Here is an 18,230-nt window from a genome sequence, read left to right as displayed (position 1 = left end):
TTGTGAAAAGCTAAAGTTAAGAATGTATGGCTTCGAGGAACAGGGTAGCTGTTATAAGGGTCAGGTATTCTTGGCACTCCGCAGGCTGGCCAGCACATATTCCAGCTGCTGCTTGCATTCATATCTATAGTTGGGAATAACCGCTTCCACACGGCTGGCATAGCTGGCAGGGAAGCGCTCCATCATTTTAAATATATACAATTCGAAGGTATACGGGTTATGAGGACTCTTAGTCTCCAGGGCACTCATCAACAGTTCCAGACGCTCCGGCTCAGGCACCCCGGCCCTTTCCAGTCCCTTGAAGATGTTGGGAATGAAATCACTGGCACGGCGTTTGGACAGGTCCTGCAGCTTATCAACCAGAAAGTTCCGCACGCCCTTGTGACCCGGCCGGGCAAAGGCACTGGCCAGATTCACAGCATTGTGCTGGATGAACCAGTCCAGCCAGCGGGGGTCCCAAGCTGCGGCAATCTCCTGAGCCGGAAGCATCTCCCTGCTGTAAGGCTGTCTGATTCCCGCTGCATCCCACTCTACTTCATAATTCCGCCGGCGGATATCCACAACCTGATCCTCAATGGTATTAATCAGCAGCTGGGAGCGCTGAGCCGCATCCTTGGCCTCCTTACCCACAAGCGCTTTGAGTTTATCCAAGAAGGTTCCGCCGGCGAACCGGTCGAATAGCTCCTTCGGACTTATAGACTGCTGGGCGGCATGGAAATAATGCGGCAGGAAACGCACGCTCCGCTTCTCCAGCTCTGCAAGCTCTGCCAGAGCAGCACCGTCTGGAGTTTTCTCTTTATACAAGGCTGCGTGGTCCAAAAGCGGAATCCAGCCCAGTGACGAGAACCGGGGATACTCTTGAAGGATATAGCTGTAGATTTCATCCAGCTGCTGACTCCGTACCCGGCGAAGAGCGGTAAGGAAGGGAAGAAGCTCATTCCATATCTTGTCTGTCAGCTTCACGCCGTCATTTTTCTGCGGGGCTGCCTGCAGCTCTTCCATGAATAATGCCGCCAGACGGGCACTCACCTCTGCGGAATGCCCGTCCGCCAGCACTCTGCCCAGAATCTCGCGGTCCTTCTTCTGGATGAATGCCTCAACCAGCCGTTCCCCTCCCTGTAACGTACCGCCTGCCGCCAGCGCCGCATAGGCCGCTTCGCGGATGGCTTTCTTCTTGTCAGTGGACCACTCCAGCAGGTTGGGCGTGAATTGTTCATAACCGCCCAGGCATCTGATGGCTGCAGCGCGGACCTCCTCACTTCCACTCTCGGCAGCGTGGAAGATCTTATCCAGGTATTCGTCTGCACCGACCTTCCAGATTACCTCCAGTTTGCGGACCTCACTTCTTCCCCCTGAGAGATTAAGACTCTCCAGCAGGTGGCTGGCAATGACCGGCCCGTAGGACGGGAGAATATGATTCATCGCATATTCCGCCAGCTCCGCATACGGGTCGTTCAGCGCAGAGACCGCCAGCGGCAGCAATCGCAGATCCTGGAAGACCCCATCCTTATACGCATCCACTACAATCTCATATCTGCCGCTTCCGGTAGTGGTGAGTGCTTCCAGCACAGGCGCAAGCTTCCGGTAAGTCTGATTCGTCTGCAGGGTGAACTTCCGAACCGGCAAGGGTCCGGGAGTTCCATCCACGGTTGTCGTTCCCTGAGTATACAGAACGGACTCCAGCAGCAGGGTATTCTCCTGCAATTGAATGCCCGGGGCAGGACCGTCCGGGCTCCCCGGTTCAATCAGTGCCGTGATTCCCTCGCCTAGCTTCTTAAAGACCGGTGACCGCTCGCCTAGCTGCTGAAATTGCGGAAGCAGCCGCTTCAGGCGGAAATCTTCGGCCGCCAGCTCACTTCCGGCAATATACAGTCTTCTGTATTCCTGATGCAGCTCCTGCAATAACGCTGTGCTCATGGATTGTCCTCCCATATGAATAAAGGTTTGTGGATAATGTTAAATTACTCTAGTACAGCAGACGAACGATCTCTTCGTCCTTAATGACACTTAGCGGCTGGGCACGCAGACGTCCCTGGTCCAGGTCATGCTCGAACATGACCAGAACTGTACAATCTTCGCGGGCGCCTGCCGGAAGGAACGGCAGCAGTTCCACTGTGCCCTGCGGCATCGACGGAATATCCTCCAGAAGGAGCCTTGTTCCTTCCCCGTCAGTCATAACATACTGGCCGTTCTCTGTGACGCCCAGAGCTGCGGCATGCAGCAGCATGACCGGCTGCTTGTCGCTCAGCGGGTTCTTGATCTGGTTCTTCACCTTCTTGAAGACCTCGGAATATGAACGGTGAGCCTTGGCGGCCGCCCGCTCAAGATCCGTGCCTTGCACCGGTCTTGAAGACATGGACTCGTATCTAATCCGGGCATTCATATCCCCGGGATAGGTGTACAGCTGTGGAACCACGGCAATGTCGAAGAAGCTGTCTTCCTCGCGCATCAGCTTCGCCGCCTTGTAAGGGCGGTAGTTAAAGGTCCGGCGGATCTCCCCGGCTTCCGCAGAGAGATCCAGCCAAAAGCCAAGGTCTACGAACTCCTGGCGGGCCGCATCGTTGTAGCTGTAGAAGGATAACTGCAGCAGCTCTGCCCCCTCTTTTACCAGCCCGTATTCCTTCAACTCGCTAAGCTGCCAGGCATGGCCCAGCCATTCATCAATGGTGGATTCATGATCCAGCGCCAGCTCCGGGTCCTCGCTCCGGGCCAGCAGATACGTCCGGCCCTTCTTGATAAATGCGTGTAGCCGTGTCAGCTGCTCCACCGCATATGTATAGTTCTGCTCCTGATCCTTGCCGCTGAACATCAGATTCGCGAAGCGGCGCAGCTCAATCTGGGCACCGGACAAATAATAGTTCCCGAGCTGCTTCACATGCCCCTGAAGCGTCTTGGCCGCAGACTTGTCAATCGTGGACAGGCCGCTGCGTACGAAGGAGAGCACCAGCTTTTCCAGCAGATCAAGCCCTTCGAGCTGCGCGTTGATTTTTTTCTTCAAGGCGGATTTGTTAACCTTCTTCGGCTTGGGGTCTGCTCCTTCAGCCGCCTGCTTCACCTTGTTCTCTTCCCGCTTCTCCGCCTTCTCGCGCTTCGATGCGATGTCTTCGGGAACCGGAGCAGGTGTGAACGTCTGGCCTTCGGTATAGGCATACAGCAGACCTAGTGCGTGCTTGCAGGGGAATTGGCGGCTGGGGCAGCTGCAGCGGAAGACCGGGCTGTCTGCTGCGATGAAGTCCACTGAGCACTCATAGGGCGTTTTGCCGCTTCCGGCACATTTTCCGAATAATAGCTCTCCGTTCTCCGACTGATGGAGCTCCACAAAGCTCTTTTTGCGGACCAGCCCCTGGCCGTTCTTGATCGCAGCAGCATTGGGTGCAAGTGAATCGACGTACGTGGATGTTAGCTCTGGCAAATTAGATTCCTCCCGGCTGAATTAGGATTGTAAGCAGAATGAATGAACGTGCATACGGGGCACAAGTATTTATTACCCAGCTTCACATGGAACGACTACAAATAAGATCATATGTTTGCATTTATTTTAGCAAATCTTAGCGTCCGATCCAATAGAGTAACCGCTTTCAGATGAAAAATGGGTGATAGGTCCTAGATTCGCTTCTGGTCAAGCTCCGTTCTAAGCGGTTTATGTAAACTCTATAATCGAACAAAAGTCGAACAAAAAAACGGCCAGCCCTCCTAAAAGACAGCTGCCGTTCCTGCTTCCCCGCAGGGATATTTTATTTGAACCAGCCCTTCTCCTTAAACCGCGTAATCGCCTCAATCCGGTTGCCCACATCCAGCTTGTCCAGAATGACCGAGATATAGTTGCGGACCGTACCCGTGGTGATATAGAGCTGGCTGGCGATCTCCTTCGTATTCTTGCCGTCGGCGATCAGCCCCAGCACTTCCTTCTCGCGCTCGGTCAGCGGATTCGCTTCCTTGCTGTAGGCTTCATCCATCAGCTCCGGCGCGTACATCCGTTTGCCGTCCATGACACTGCGGATCGACAGCGCCAGCTCCTCGCTGGGACTATCCTTAAGCAGATAGGCATCCACTCCGGCCTTGACCGCACGCTCGAAGTACCCTGCCCGGGCAAATGTGGTCAGAATCATGATTTTGCAGCCTGCCCCCTTCAGGGCTTCTGCCGCTTCCAGGCCCGTCATAGCCGGCATTTCAATATCCATAATACAGATATCCGGCTGCAGCTGCTTCACCAGCTTCACAGCCTCTTCCCCGTTGCCCGCCTTGCCGACTACCTGCATGTCTTCCTCCAGGTCCAGCAGCGCCGACAGTGCTCCCAGCAGCATCCGCTGGTCTTCGGCTATCACGATTGATATCATTGCGCGTTCACCTCCATGTCCGGCTGCTGCGACGCATTCGGCACCTTAATCACTAGTGTAGTTCCTTCATCCTGGATCACTTCCATCGAACCATTCACGAACTCAAGCCGCTCCCGCATTCCCTGCAGACCATGCCCCTTATGATACAGCTTGGTCCCCTCAATCCCTCCGCCGTTGTCCTTCACCTTGATGACCAGATCGGTCCGTGAAGATTCAATCTGTATCCGGCACAGCGAGGCGCCGCTATGCTTCACCACGTTGGTTACCGCCTCCTTCATGCACATGCTCAGTACATTCTCGGTAATCAGCGAGGTATTGGTCAGAACGGGATCACCCTCCAGTATATAACCGATCTCCGCCGCCTGGAGGAATTGCCGGATGCGCACCAGCTCATCTTCAACCCGGATGCCCCGCATCTGTGTGATCATCTCCCGGACTTCCTTAAGCGCGCTGCGGGCGGTTACACGGACATCGTTAATTTCGATCATGGCCTGTTCCGGATTCTTGGTGATCAGCTTGCCGGCCAGGTCACTCTTGAGTCCGATCAGTGACAGGCGTTGTCCCAGCGTATCATGCAGATCCCGGGAGATCCGCTGACGCTCTTCCATGATGCCCAGCTCGGAGATCCGTTTGTTGGCATCCTCCAGCTGTTCCTCCAGCTTATCCTGCCTATTGCGGTTATAGGTTGTGACCGGAAGCAGCACCACAGCAATGATACTGACCAACACGAACGGCAGCTGCGAGAGGAATACGGGATTGCGCATAATCAGCTCATAGTTAATGGCTACAATCGTCGTCAGCAGATGGATCGGATAGAGGGTGAAGAAGGCCGCTCTTTTCTGAATATTCCCGATAAAAAAAGCCAGAAACAGCGCAAAGTACATGTACCCGAACAGCAGCGTCATCGTAACAGAAACTATCATCTGCACACTGGTCCAGAAATAGACCACCCAGCCCCTGGACTTAAACGACAGCACGTAGCAGGCGAAGAAGACCATAATCATCAGGATGCCATACACCCAGCGGTCCGCGGAGGAGGATCGGAAGATAAAATAGAACGGAAGAATGTAAAAAACAACCCATACATAAGGGCTCAGTCCCGTACTTTTATGAAAAATATGATGCCACTTCTGCATGTTAGCCATCCTTTTTGCCAGCAAGTTTATACCCCCATTTTAACATAAACCAGCCTCCGACCGGCAACTTCCTTCGAAACAACCTGTGTGTATTCTAAAAAGAAAGACCAGACCCGGCATCCTGCTCCCCGGATCTGTCTTTCTGCATGTTATCATGTTACCGCTTCTATTCGCTCTGGAACCCCGGTTTGATTACCTTCAGCCCCTCTTTCACGGCAGGCTCACTCTTACGCAACCGCTGCTTCAACTGCTTGAAGCTGAGAAAGACCTTATGCTCTTCATCCCAAAGACGGTATTTCAGCGCTTCGAGACTGGTGCTGAGTGTAATGGTGGTTGCCTTTTGCAAAGGCGGGCTGGCATTGTGAGCCAATTCCAGATTATAATTCGGCACCTTCGGACTCAAGTGATGCACATGGTGAAATCCGATATTGCCGGTAATCCATTGTAGCAGCTTCGGCAGCTTATAGTAAGAGCTTCCTTCTACAGCGGCGTTCACGTAGCTCCACTCTTCATCATGCTCGAAGTAAGTATGTTCGAACTGGTGCTGTACATAGAACAGCCAGATGCCGAGGAAGCCGGACACGAACACAATCGGCAGCTGTACCAGCAGGAACGCCTGCCAGCCTATGAGCAGAATGATTCCAGTATATAGACCCACAATAGATACATTGGTCAGGTACGTATTCATCCGTTCCTTGCGTCTTGCCCCTTTGGCATTGAACCGGTACTGGATGAGGAATACGGCAATCGGTCCGATGACGAACATTACCAGCGGGTTACGGTAGATCCGGTAATAGAGCCGCTGGAGCGGCTTAGCAGCCACATATTCATCCACCGTCATGATCCAGATATCCCCGATGCCTCTTTTGTCGAGATTGCTGCTTCCGGCGTGATGAATCGAATGACTGTGCTTCCACTGGCGGTAAGGGACCAGGGTAAGCACACCGGTGATGGTGCCGACAATATCATTGGCCTTGCGGTTCTTGAAGAACGACCCATGACAGCAGTCATGAAAAATAATAAAGGTGCGGATGACAAAGCCGGCAGCCGGAATAGCGAACAGCAGCGTCAGCCAGTAGGACACGGATAAGCTTAAGTAAGCGGCGGTCCATAATAGCACTAGCGGCCCAAGCGTATTAATGAGCTGTTTTATGCTCGTGTTGAGGTCTGTTTTCTCGTAAGGGGCTACGCTTTTCTTCAATGTAGAGAGCTGGGGTATCTGGTTGTTGGTCATCGGGATCGGTTCCTCCTCGGATGCATCCATTCAAGGATACTTCTTATATTTCCAGTATAAAGAAAGAAGTGTCATCCCCGTAAGTCATAAATATCAACTCTGATGTATGACAAATGTCATAGTCGGCTCTGGAGTGCTTGTCTGCCCGCCTCCTTCGTTCTGAGCAGCGGCAGCAGAATCAGCACCGCAATCAGGAACAGTATGCCGCTCCCGGTGAAGACTGCAGATAGGGAGAGCGTGCCTTTGGCGTAGCCGGCTACAGACATTCCTATCACCATGAAGCCCATGAACATCGGCCCCATAATGCCGCCCACCCTGCCCATATAAGCAGTCTCTGTGTGACGGAGCAGCAGGGTATTGATACCGATATGAATACAAGGGTAAAAGAATCCGCTAACCGTCTGGAGCACCAGCGTGAGCGCTGTGTGATGCGACCAGCCTACCCCTACCGTTCCTGCCGCACTGATCAGCAGGCCTAGGGATAACATTGTCTGCGGCTTCATAGTTTTGCCTTTACTCATAATAAACATTCCACCCAGCAGCATCGCCGCTCCATTCGCCATCATCACCCACTGCAGGAAGCCTTTGTCTCTGCCCAGATTCTCCATAATGATGAAGACACCCAGCGGCTGAACCAGTCCGGCGGCAAGCCCGGCGAAGGCAAACGTTACTCCAAGGTTCTTCAGTACCCGGCTTGCACGCACATAATTCAGTCCGGATATCATCTCCGCCAGGAACCCGCTGCGGGCCTGTCCGGTCTCCTCCATCCGGTCAGCGGGCAGCTTGACCAGAATGAGTGCCGAGCCGATGAACATCCCGCCCATCACAGCAAGTGAGGCCTCAATGCCGTAATGACTATAGATGAAGGTGCCGATCACCGGACCAATGACCATGAAGAAGGCTGTAAGCGACTGAAACATGGCCATTACACTCTGCAGCTGCTCTTCAGGCACATGCTGCTTAAGCAGCTTCATCGCTGAAGGCTGTGAGAACTGGGACAAGACGGCCGACACCATTGTTGCAAACAACAGGGCGTGCCATGAGCCTGACATGACCACCAGCAATACAACAAAGATTGAGCACGCGGACAACAGATCGCTTACGATCATGGTCCGTTTGGGACGCCAGCGGTCTGCGAAGGTTCCCCCGATGATGGCGAACAGAAACAGCGGGCCGTATTCAGCCACCGAAATGAGCGAGACATAATAAGGATCATTCTGCGTAATCTCCGTCACATACAGCAGAATCGCAAAATTCCGCACCCATACCCCGAGCTGCAATAGCACATTTGACAGCATAATCGTCCGTACATACTTGTTACTTAACACGTTAACATCCTCCATCATTCAAAATAGACTAAATAGATAAACATCTAATCTGTATATTAATATATAGATGTTTTATTTATTTGTCTATATATTTAAGGATAATATTATAATTCGTCTATTGATTACTTATAGTAGCATGATTAATCGTTCCAATACAGAAGCAGTAATGATGAACGAAAAGCAGCCCCTGTTCGCCACCTTAGTTGGATTTTATACACTTAATAAATCCGTTTTTCTTTCCGCAAGAAGATTAAGTGGATTTTTGTCATCTAATTCGACCCCATTCCGCTAAAGCTCCAATTTCGCTTCCAGTAAGTGTCGTTTATCCAACTGCTTCACCGGTTCCAAAGATTTCGGCTGAAAGAGTTGGAGTTTTTCCACTTATATAAGACGCACTTAAGTTTTGAACTTGAAGCTTCGCCGTCACTGCGGTGAGCATTTGGACTTCCGGCCGCTGCCCGTCACCAGATTTCTTGATTAATCCCACTCTTCAAGGATGTAGCAAATTAATCAGCATTAACGCCTTGAACGACAAAAAAAGCACCCACTAGCTTAGGTGCTTAGTCGCTTAGGTGCTTAGATTCTTAGTTGCTCAGACTCTTAGGCCGATTCCTTATCCGGCCTTTATGTATATCCTGCGTTTACTCAGCTTCTTGCCTGCCGGTCTGCTAAGCCTGCTTCACATGCTCCTCACGGTACTCTGTGGGCGTCTTGCCGGTCGCTTTTTTGAATACCTGGGTGAAGTATCTCGGGTCCTGATAACCGACCAGCGGTGCGACCTGATACACTTTCACATTGCTGCTGCGCAGAATGTATTTGGCGTTCTCCATCCGGCAGTGGGTGACGAATTCGAGGAACGTGTAGCCGGAGATTTGCTTGAACAGGGTGCAGAAATGGCTGATGCTGAGATCGGCCACCTCGGATACCTCCTCGATGCTTAGATCCTTATGGTAATTGGATTCAATGTACCGCTGGACCTTCTCAATGATGCTCCGTCCGTCCTCCCGGGCTGCGGTCTTATGACTCTGCTCCAGCCAGTCGCGGAAGGTGGTCTTCAGGACATTCATCATGTCCGGCAACGTGCCCAGTCCGTTCAGCTTGCTGAACAGCCCTTCAATGGACCAGTCATTATGCGTATTCAGATGTTCGAATTGCCGGTATAGCACCACACTCATCTCAATCATCAGGCGCTCCGCCAGCGGCTGGGGCAAGCTCTGGGCTTCAATGAATACGGACATCTCGTCAAAAAGAGTCAGCATACGTTCCATATTCAGAGTACGGATGCTCTCAAGCAGCGACAGCTCCAGCTCCTTCGGATACTGCACCTCCCGGTTGCCTGCCGCTGCTGTCTCCTCTTCCAGGAAGACACCGGCCTGACCGGAATAGAAGCGCTGGTACAGCGCCTGGGAGGCTAACGGGTATACCGTGCTAAGCTGATCAATCCCGCTGGTGCTTCTGCTGATGCCGACAGAGCAGTTCAGCTTGGAGTAGCGCTTGATTCCGGCTATAAGCTGCTCCCCGAGTTCCCGCTTACCATCATTCAGGCTGGCCGGGAAGAGCAGAATCCATTCTCCGTTATAGAACGGGAAGATAGACAATGCCCCGTTCGTAAGCGACCACTCCTCCAGGATATTGCGCACGGCAAACAGCCACAGACGCTTCTCCTCGGCGCTCCATTTCGCCGTCAAGGCCGCGTAGTCGTCCAGACGGACCACGGCCATGAAGTATTCTCCCTCCAGCTCGCTGTTCTCCAGCCACGCAAGGTGCTGCAGCGGCCGCGGATTGCCCAGCGTGAATTCGGCCAGCATGCGCTCGCGGGCCAGCAGCGACAGGGTCTGCACTGAGAGCATTAGCTGCTCATTCTCCTTCTGGCGGTCCAGGCGCTCCCTGGCCCGCTTAAGCATCTCCACCAGCTCGTCATGGTCAATCGGCTTCAGCAAGTAATCAAAGGCCCCCAGCCGCAGGGCCTCCCTGGCATATTCGAATTCCCCGTAGCCGCTGATGAAAATGAAGATCAGCTTGGCGCTGCGCGGCAGAACCTCCTTCATCAGCGTGATCCCGTCAATCACCGGCATACGGATGTCGCTGATAATGATGTGTGGTGCGGTCTGCTGAATCTGCTGCAAGGCGGCCTCCCCGTTCTTCGCTTCCCCCACAATGCTCAGGCCCAGCTCATCCCATGGAATCGCAACCTTCAGGCTGCGCAGTATAATCGGCTCATCATCTACGAGCAGTACCTTATATTTCTCCTGCTGCTCCTTCATCACTTACACCCCCAGGCTTATTGACCCGAAGAACTCCGGATCAGATTCCAATACTGCTTGGACGCATCCTGCAGCTGCTGCAAGGCCTGCTCCGCCTGCAGCCCTCCGTCAATCATCTCCTCGATGACACTAAGGAAGGTCTTCTTCACTTCAGGCGATAACAGATTGTCATACGGGACGAAGCTCTGCTCATTCTCCTCCATCATATCCATCACCTGGGCAAAGACCGGTCCGGTCTTCTCCGGGTCAAATGCAATCCGCATCGACGGAATTCGGAGACCCTCATAGACAATCCGCGTCTGAATCTCTTTCGTATAGAAGCCCTTCATCAATTCAAGTGCCGCTGTCCGCTTCGCTCCGGTGAGGCTCGAAGACAGCCCGATGCCAATCGTATACCCTCCGGCGATAGACGGCTCTGTGCCGGCCTCCCGCGCGGGGAAGGAAATGACTCCAACCCGGCTCTGGAAATCGTCCGGGGCATTGTCCCCCGAGAATAAATTGATATCCCAGTTGCCGTTCAGATACATGGCTGCCCTGCCTTCAGTGAACAGACGGACCGCACCCTCGGTGGAGGTATCATTAGAGTCCTCACTGAAATAGCCTGCCTTCACCCATCTGTTCAGATGCCGGAACGCTTCCAGGTAGCCACTGTTCTGGAAGCTCGACATATCCTCGCCAGTAACCAGCTTCTGAATCAACTCCGGTCCGGCGTAGCGGTCCATCAGATAATGGGCGAATATCCCCGCAGGCCAGCGGTCTTCATTCCCCAGCGCAAACGGGATATACCCCGCTGCCTTCAGCTTCGCCATCACCGTATCCAGCTCGGCCAACGTAGCCGGAGTGTTAATGCCTAGCTTGGTGAAGATTTTTTTATTGTAATAGAGCGGTTCCGCATTGCCCTCGATAGGCAGTCCGTAGATATGATTGTTGAACGTCCAGAGATGCAGATCCTTGAACTGGTTGCTGAGACCGTTCTGGGCAGTGAAATCGGTCAGATCCATCAGCCGGGCTGAACGCACGTAGGGCTCGATCTCCGCTCCGCCGAACAGGACGAACATATCGGGCGGTGTGCCGGTTACCATCTCACTCTTCAGCTTCTGCTCCCGGTGGATATTCTGGTCCAGCCCCTCGAAGTTCACCTTCACATTCGGATGGCTCTCCTGGTAGCTGCGCACAACCTCCTCGAAGATCGCCAGCAGCGGCCGGTCATGCTCCTTGATCCAGAAATGCCGGAAGGTCAATGTGATCTTCTCGGGCGAAGTATCCTCAATCTGCTCCCGGTCCTCCTGCATAATGAACCATACGGCGCCGGACATCAGCACAATATAGAGGAGAATCCATCCCCAGTTGGTCAACCATCGGAGCACATGTCGCTGATCTTTCATTTGGCTTCTCCCTCTCATGACGGCTGTATCCTCGGAATCCGGATGCAGATGGCTGATCCGAAGCCCGGTGAGGAGCAGACCAGAATGCCATAGGGATTGCCGAACCGGATGTTCAGGCGCTCATGCACATTTTTCAGCCCAACCCCGCTGTCGCTGTATTTCTTGGGATTGCTCCGCTCCTTGTTCCACTGGCTCATCAGCACCTCAAGATCGAAGCCCGGCCCGTTATCCTTCACAATAATGATAATATCCTTGCCGTTCTCCTGGGCGGTGACTGTAATGGTCCCGTGCTCCTCCATCTGCTCAATGGCATGATACAAAGCGTTCTCCACAATCGGCTGAACAATCAGCTTCTGGGTCATCACGTATTTCAGCGGCTCCGGCAAGTCCAGCTCATAGGAGAATTTGTCCTCGAACCGGAACTTCTGGATATCCAAGTAATGGCGGACATGCTCGAACTCCATCTGCAGCGGGATCAGCTCCTGATTCTGGCTGATGCTGATCCGCAGCAGCCGGCCGAGCGAGATGACCATTTTGCTGATATCCCGGTTGCCTGCCAACACCGCCATGGAGTTGATCGATTCCAGTGAATTATAGATGAAATGCGGGTTGATCTGGGCCATCAGCGCCTGCATCTCCGCTTCCTTTTTGCGTCCCTGCTCGGTCTGGACCTGGTCAATCAGCTCATTGATCTGCGAGCTCATCCGGTTGAAGCCGTCAATCAGGGAATCGCTCTCATCATTGGCCCGCAGCGGTACCGGAATCGGGGTGAAGATCCCCTGCTTGACCCGCTTCATGCCGTTCACGGCGCTGTTAATGCTGCGGACAAGCCTGCGGATGAAATAACGGTCGAACAGGAAGGCCGACAGCAGCGACACCATGCCGAGAATAATCGCAATATTGCGGATGGAGACCGATTCAGAGGAGATCAGGTTCATCGGCGTAATGGCCGCCAGATACCAGTCCGCGTTATGTGAAGGCAGGAAAGTGATCAGTGACCGCTCCCCTTGATAATTGTCAATGTAATAGTCCTGCTCCTGGTTATAATTCTCCTGCAAAAAAGGAAAATCCGTCCGTTCCCCGATATGCTCCCCGGACTTGTTAAAGACGATATTGCCCTGCTTGTTGACCAGCAGGATATCCCCTTTCTTCAGGGTCGCAGCCTCCCAGAAAATCTGATCAAGCAGATCCGGCTTCACATATACAACCAGATAGCCGATATCCTCCAGCGAATAATAGTCCTTAATCACTCTGGCATGGACCAGCACCGGCTTATCGCCGCTGGCCGAGCCGTTCTCTCCGGGACCGGACCAGACAGGACGCCCTTCGGCAGCCTCCATGGCTCCGAACCAGACCTGCTTGTGCATATCCGCAAAAGACATCGGCGCATTGTATTGGTACAGCAGCCGGTCTTTCCCGTACAGGCTGAACGAGGTGATCATCGGATGGTTAATCAGCAGGTTGTTGATTTCCTGCTTGCGGTCATAGGTGAGGACAAAATTCTGCTGCTTCAGCGACTGCTGGATCGCAGGCTGCGTAATAGCTGAATTGGTGATCGATGAAATCTCACTGAGGGCGAACTTCAGCTTGCGGTCCGTCTCCAGCAGGGAGATCCAGTAGAAATTACTTGATTTCTTCTCCATAGCATTCGAATAATTCACATACGTCACAATCCCCATGACAATCACGGGAATGAATACAAGAAGAATAATAGCGAACAAGATTTTGCGGCGGAGCTTCATGACGGGTCCCTTCCTCCTGCGGTCTCTGTCCAAATAGAAGAATTCATAGGTTTCACACGATAACTTATCCTTCTATTTCTCGCTGAAACGAATGCCGTCCTTCAAAAGGACGGCAAAACCGTTTCCACTTGATTATTATTCTTCACAGCATTCTGTAAATCCTCTTACTTATTGAATAGACAGACAGTTAACTCTTGATGGCACCTGAAGTCAGTCCGGCAATGACCCAGCGGCTGAACAGCAGGAAGACAACCAGCAGCGGCAGCGTGGCCGTGAACGTAGCGGACATAATCATCCCGTAATCAAGACCGTCACGTGTAGTGAACAGCTGCTGCAATGCAATCTGAATCGTGAAATGCTCCTTGTTCTTCAAGACCACAAGCGGCCAGAAGAAGTCATTCCATACCGTCATGAAATTCAGAATACCCAGGGTAGCCATCGCGGGTGTAATGACCGGAACGGCAATCCTCCAGAAAATCCGGAAGTGGCCTCCTCCGTCAATACGTCCGGCTTCAATCAGCTCGGTAGGCACGGCCGAGGAGATGTACTGCCGCATCCAGAAGATGCCGAAGGCATTGACCATAGCCGGAACAATCAGCGCTTTGAAGCTGTCGATCCAGTGAAGCTTGGCCATAATGACATAGGTTGGCAGTACGCCGAGCTGCTGGGGAACGATCAGGGTGGCAATAACGAATACGAACAGCACGTTTTTACCGGGGAATTCATATTTGGCAAAAGCATACCCGGCCAGCGTACAGAAGAACACGACCGAGACCGTCACCATGGACGAGACGAACAGCGAGTTGCCAAGCGCCTGGAAGAAGTCCGATTTGTCCAGCACCCGCTTGAAGTTCTCGAAGAACTGGTCTCCGATGGTGAGCAGCGGCGGTACGTGGAACACGGCTCCCTTGTCATTGGTCCCGACCACAAACATCCAATAGAACGGGAAGATGGAGACCAGTGCTCCGAGAATCAGCAGAAGATAGAAGCCCAGCTTGCCGAGGAAGCCGAGATCATCCGGTTTTTTTCTGAACATACGCAGTGTGCTCACGCTTTTTTCCCTCCAGTCTGTCTGCCGCCGCCTCTGGAGATCAGCATATTGAGGACAGAGAACAGAATCGTAACGAGGAACAGCAGAACCGCTGTAGCCGCCGCTGTACCGAAGAAGCCGTTCCGGAAGGCCTCACTGTACAAATAAGTAACCATCGTAATCCCTTCCTGCCGGGTAGATCCGGTGCCGGATTGGCCGAGGAAGACATAAGGCTCTGTGAAGAGCTGCAGCGCACCAATGGTGGATTGCAGGGATACGAAGATAATGAACGGCTTAAGCAGGGGCAGTGTAATGAAGAAAAGCTGCTGTCTGCGGTTAGCCCCGTCGATTTTGGCCGATTCGTACAGATCCATCGGAATACTCTGCAGGCCCGAGAGGAACAGGATCGCATTGTAGCCCGTCCAGCGCCACATGACCATCGTGGAGATGGCAATTTTGACCCCCCACCAGCCGGAGTTGAAGGCCATGCTCTCTAACCCGATTCCGTTAAGCAGCCAGTTGATCATCCCGTTATTACCGAACAGCGTACTGAATACCAGTGTAACCGCCACGATCGAAGTGATATTCGGCATGAAATAGAGGATGCGGAAGGTCTTCTTGAATCGGGTCATCCCCGAATGCAGCAGCACCGCCAGAAGCAGCGCCAGCATAACCTGCGGCACAGTACCCATCAGCCCCATAATCAGCGTGTTGCTGAAGGAGATCCAGAAGGTCGGGTCCGTGGTGATCAGCTCGAAGTTTTTGAAGCCGACGTATTTCATTGGACCTAAGGCATCCCACTTGAAGAACGATAAATAGAATGTGAAGAAAATTGGATATAGTCCGAATATCGAGAACAGAATAAAGAACGGTGAAATGAAAGTATACGCAGTGATGCGGCTCCGTCTTTGTTCAGTGAAGAAAGGTCGTTTGCTCTCGGCATGCGGACTCGTAATTACGGGCTCAGCCATGTCACACCTCCAGAGAATTCATATCTAAATCCGGATTCACAGAGAGATTACTCCGTGAATCCGGACATTTGGGGAAGTCTGTTTCCCGCATATTACAGGTTAGCCGCGTTCTGCAAGCGTTTTTGACTGTTTGACAGCATCGTCCCACTCTTTGGCCGGATCGGCTTTCTTCTCCAGCACGTTCTTCAGTGCATTCTTGAAGAAGGTATCGGTCTGGTCATGCAGCGGTCCGTAGTATACCGGCTTCACGCGGTTAGCCGCTTTGCCGAATTCCACCGCCGTCTGCTGTCCGCCGAAGAAGTCATCCTTGAAATCCACGAACGCAGGATCTTCGTACAGTGCAGGGATAGAAGGCATCAGGCCTTTGGTCTTGAAGGATTCCAGCTGGTTATCCTTGTTCACGAGCCACTGGATGAAATCATAGGCTTCCTTGGAGTGCTTGCCTTCCTTCGGCAGCGTGATGAACGAACCGCCCCAGTTGCCGGCGCCCTCAGGAAGCTGGGCAATTCTCCATTTGCCGGAGGAGTCCGGTGCGTTGCTCTTGATATTGCCGGCCATCCAGGCCGGACCCATCACGACAGCGAACGATCCATCGTTCATGCCTTGGCCCCATTCAGGCGACCAGAGCATGACATTGCTGATCCAGCCCTCTTGAATGCCTTTAACGGTAAAGTCATACGCTTTCTTCACTTGCGGATTGGTATCGCCGATGAAGCTGCCGTCTGCTTTGCTGAAATAGATCTCGTCCGCCGACTGGTCACGAAGCGCATTGTACGTCAGGTCGGTCAAGTCGGAGAAATACTTGCCTGTCTTGTCTTTGAACGCTTTCGCTACCGTAGCGAATTTGTCCCATGTATCGATGGCTGCGCCGAAGCCCTCAGGATCGGCCGGCAAGCCGGCGGCTTCAGCCAGGTCAGTACGGTAGTAGACTACTGTAGGGCCGATATCCGTCGGAAGTCCAAGCTGGAAGCTGCCGTCGATGGAGGAAGCCTGCTTCCATTTCCAGTCGAGATAGTTGGCCTGGATGTCTTTGGCTCCGAGGTCATTCAGGTTGTAGAATTTGTCCTGGGCTCCCAGGAAGCGTTCCATGAAACCGATCTCAAGCTGGAAAATATCAGGTGCGCCTGAACCCGCCGAGAGTGCTGTGGTCAGATTGTTGTGGTGAGCCGTCTGGTCACCGGTATTCTGAATTTTAATGGTTACGTTAGGGTGTTCCTTAGTGTAGGCAGCCGCCAGCTCTTCATAGTTCACGTTGCCCAGCGTCCAGAACGACAGTTCGACCTTCTCTGCTGGCTCTGTCTTGTCTCCTTCAGCTGCGGGTGCTGCTGTACTTTCTCCCTTGTTACCTGAATTCCCTTCGGCAGCCTTGTTGCCGCCGTTGTTACTTCCTCCGCACGCCGCAAGTGAGCTCATGAGCATGATGGAGACCAGCGCCAGCGCCAGGTTCTTTGTTTTTTTCATTCCTCTGTACCCCTCTCAAAGGTTTCTTTTACAAGATTCAGTGTACCGTAGGCCACTGTTTTTTTTGAGGAGGCATATTGCCGATTTATGGTGGAAATACTTACGATTCTAAATTAGGAGAGTTTTTATCCTTACAGTATTTACAAATCATTGTAAATTACCGATAGTTTAAAAGGTAGACGTACAAAGGGGGATTTTAATGTTTAGATCAAAAAAGCTTCTGATTTCCATCGGAATCATCGCTTTATTAGAAATTGCTATTTTTACAGGCATGTCCTTGAGAGAAGCCTTAGGGATGAACTTTCTTCTTGCATCACTTGCTGTAATTATTTTTTGGTTCGTTGGAATGTTTAAGCCGACCATTGTTCGCTGGGGAAATCGAAAAACAATTACCAAGTATTCTGCTGTTATGTTTATTATATTTTTTATTTTGTTCGTGATTGCAATTCCAAAAGCCTCTCCCTTGGAACAAGCTACTAATAAGACTGATGACCACACGGAAGTTCTTGACACTTATGTACTTAAATCTGAAACAACTCAGAAGAATGCTGAACTTGCCAGCTTGTCTATGAATGCAAATGCCATTGAAGCAAAGGTCACCGCTGTTACTGATGGTGATACCTTTACAGTCAAATTAGACGGAAAGTCTGAAAAGGTGCGGCTCCTTCTAATCGACACTCCTGAAACAAAACCTGTACAGCCCTTCGGGCCAGAGGCGAGTGCGTTTATAACAAAGTTGCTTACGGATAATACAGTCAGACTTGAATTCGATGTATCCGAACGCGACCAGTACGGCCGTCTCCTTGCTTACGCCTATATCGATGATAAAATGGTAAATGAATTGCTGCTGGAGAAAGGTCTTGCACGAGTCGCTGTCTTTCAGCCGAATGTGAAAAATGTTGATCAGTTCAGGTCTATCCAGAAAAAAGCTCAAGCAGCAAAATTAGGGATATGGAGCTTAAAAGATTACGCAACTGATAAAGGATATGATGATACCGTTGTGGCTAAAGCTACTATCCAGCCAACTGCCACAGTTAAACCGTCACCTAAGCCCACAGCCACACCGAAGCCTACCGCTACTAAAAAACCTGTTCCAGCTAAAACTCAAAAACCTGCAACTACTAAAAAACCGAAACCAAAAGCAACCCCGCAACCAGTTCAAGATGTTTACTACAAGAACTGTTCTGCCGTGAGAGCAGCCGGTGCTGCGCCGATCTATGCCGGAGAGCCTGGATACTCTAGAAAGCTTGATAAAGATGGTGACGGAGTAGCGTGTGAATAGATTTAACCCCGGAATAACTATCCGGGGTTTTGTTATGTACTTCTCGTATCACATCATCAA

13 protein-coding genes are annotated in these 18,230 nt (G+C 52.1%); 1 reads left to right on the top strand and 12 read right to left on the bottom strand.

Going from position 1 to position 18,230, the window contains the following annotated elements:
• Positions 1–60: 60 nt before the first annotated feature.
• The 12 genes from NYE26_RS12445 to NYE26_RS12390 all read right to left on the bottom strand — a co-directional run bounded on the left by NYE26_RS12445 (position 61) and on the right by NYE26_RS12390 (position 16,888).
• Positions 61–1,917, bottom strand: a complete 1,857-nt coding sequence (locus NYE26_RS12445; protein WP_339256173.1) for a HEAT repeat domain-containing protein — start codon at positions 1,915–1,917, stop codon at positions 61–63.
• 49 nt (positions 1,918–1,966) lie between these two features.
• Positions 1,967–3,412 (bottom strand): SWIM zinc finger family protein, encoded by a 1,446-nt coding sequence (locus NYE26_RS12440; RefSeq protein ID WP_339256171.1) that lies wholly within the window; start codon positions 3,410–3,412, stop codon positions 1,967–1,969.
• 322 nt (positions 3,413–3,734) lie between these two features.
• The gene (locus NYE26_RS12435; RefSeq protein ID WP_036729204.1) at positions 3,735–4,337 is read right to left on the bottom strand and encodes a response regulator transcription factor; all 603 of its coding nucleotides are present in this window, start codon (positions 4,335–4,337) and stop codon (positions 3,735–3,737) included.
• Entirely contained in the window at positions 4,334–5,473 is a 1,140-nt protein-coding gene (locus NYE26_RS12430; RefSeq protein ID WP_036729207.1) for a sensor histidine kinase, read from the bottom strand. The genes NYE26_RS12435 and NYE26_RS12430 overlap by 4 nt, the downstream gene beginning before the upstream one ends.
• Positions 5,474–5,639: 166 nt before the next feature.
• Positions 5,640–6,707, bottom strand: a complete 1,068-nt coding sequence (locus NYE26_RS12425; RefSeq protein WP_036730133.1) for a fatty acid desaturase — start codon at positions 6,705–6,707, stop codon at positions 5,640–5,642.
• Positions 6,708–6,823: 116 nt separating this feature from the next.
• Complete coding sequence (locus NYE26_RS12420) at positions 6,824–8,035, bottom strand: MFS transporter (protein WP_339256168.1); 1,212 nt, start codon at positions 8,033–8,035, stop codon at positions 6,824–6,826.
• A 668-nt stretch (positions 8,036–8,703) separates the two neighbouring features.
• Positions 8,704–10,299 carry a response regulator gene (locus NYE26_RS12415; protein ID WP_339256166.1) on the bottom strand — a complete coding sequence of 532 codons (1,596 nt, stop codon included), beginning with the start codon at positions 10,297–10,299 and terminating at the stop codon, positions 8,704–8,706.
• A 17-nt stretch (positions 10,300–10,316) separates the two neighbouring features.
• Positions 10,317–11,684: an extracellular solute-binding protein gene (locus NYE26_RS12410; RefSeq protein WP_339256164.1), complete on the bottom strand. Its 1,368-nt coding sequence runs from the start codon at positions 11,682–11,684 to the stop codon at positions 10,317–10,319.
• 14 nt (positions 11,685–11,698) lie between these two features.
• A complete protein-coding gene (locus NYE26_RS12405) occupies positions 11,699–13,426 on the bottom strand; it encodes a sensor histidine kinase (protein ID WP_036729213.1) in 1,728 nt (575 codons plus the stop codon).
• A 187-nt stretch (positions 13,427–13,613) separates the two neighbouring features.
• On the bottom strand, positions 13,614–14,477 hold the full coding sequence (locus NYE26_RS12400) for a carbohydrate ABC transporter permease (RefSeq protein ID WP_339256161.1): 864 nt from the start codon (positions 14,475–14,477) through the stop codon (positions 13,614–13,616).
• The gene (locus NYE26_RS12395; protein ID WP_036729218.1) at positions 14,474–15,427 is read right to left on the bottom strand and encodes a sugar ABC transporter permease; all 954 of its coding nucleotides are present in this window, start codon (positions 15,425–15,427) and stop codon (positions 14,474–14,476) included. The genes NYE26_RS12400 and NYE26_RS12395 overlap by 4 nt, the downstream gene beginning before the upstream one ends.
• 99 nt (positions 15,428–15,526) lie before the next feature.
• Positions 15,527–16,888 carry an extracellular solute-binding protein gene (locus tag NYE26_RS12390; RefSeq protein WP_339256159.1) on the bottom strand — a complete coding sequence of 454 codons (1,362 nt, stop codon included), beginning with the start codon at positions 16,886–16,888 and terminating at the stop codon, positions 15,527–15,529.
• A gap of 199 nt (positions 16,889–17,087) precedes the next feature.
• Between NYE26_RS12390 and NYE26_RS12385 the strand changes: the two genes are divergently transcribed.
• Positions 17,088–18,170, top strand: coding sequence for a thermonuclease family protein (locus tag NYE26_RS12385; RefSeq protein ID WP_339256157.1), 1,083 nt, complete (start codon positions 17,088–17,090; stop codon positions 18,168–18,170).
• Positions 18,171–18,230 lie beyond the last annotated feature (60 nt).

Source organism: Paenibacillus sp. FSL P2-0136 (genome assembly GCF_037975325.1).
Classification (GTDB): domain Bacteria; phylum Bacillota; class Bacilli; order Paenibacillales; family Paenibacillaceae; genus Paenibacillus_AQ; species Paenibacillus_AQ silagei.
This window is presented reverse-complemented; position numbering and strand designations above follow the sequence as displayed.

What these genes read in the sequence shown, in the direction of transcription:
- NYE26_RS12445 (WP_339256173.1), bottom strand. Translation starts at nt 1,917, where the DNA reads ATGAGCACAGCGTTATTGCAGGAGCTGCATCAGGAATACAGAAGACTG.
- NYE26_RS12435 (WP_036729204.1), bottom strand. Translation starts at nt 4,337, where the DNA reads ATGATATCAATCGTGATAGCCGAAGACCAGCGGATGCTGCTGGGAGCA.
- NYE26_RS12430 (WP_036729207.1), bottom strand. Translation starts at nt 5,473, where the DNA reads ATGCAGAAGTGGCATCATATTTTTCATAAAAGTACGGGACTGAGCCCT.
- NYE26_RS12425 (WP_036730133.1), bottom strand. Translation starts at nt 6,707, where the DNA reads ATGACCAACAACCAGATACCCCAGCTCTCTACATTGAAGAAAAGCGTA.
- NYE26_RS12415 (WP_339256166.1), bottom strand. Translation starts at nt 10,299, where the DNA reads ATGAAGGAGCAGCAGGAGAAATATAAGGTACTGCTCGTAGATGATGAG.
- NYE26_RS12410 (WP_339256164.1), bottom strand. Translation starts at nt 11,684, where the DNA reads ATGAAAGATCAGCGACATGTGCTCCGATGGTTGACCAACTGGGGATGG.
- NYE26_RS12405 (WP_036729213.1), bottom strand. Translation starts at nt 13,426, where the DNA reads ATGAAGCTCCGCCGCAAAATCTTGTTCGCTATTATTCTTCTTGTATTC.
- NYE26_RS12395 (WP_036729218.1), bottom strand. Translation starts at nt 15,427, where the DNA reads ATGGCTGAGCCCGTAATTACGAGTCCGCATGCCGAGAGCAAACGACCT.
- NYE26_RS12390 (WP_339256159.1), bottom strand. Translation starts at nt 16,888, where the DNA reads ATGAAAAAAACAAAGAACCTGGCGCTGGCGCTGGTCTCCATCATGCTC.
- NYE26_RS12385 (WP_339256157.1), top strand. Translation starts at nt 17,088, where the DNA reads ATGTTTAGATCAAAAAAGCTTCTGATTTCCATCGGAATCATCGCTTTA.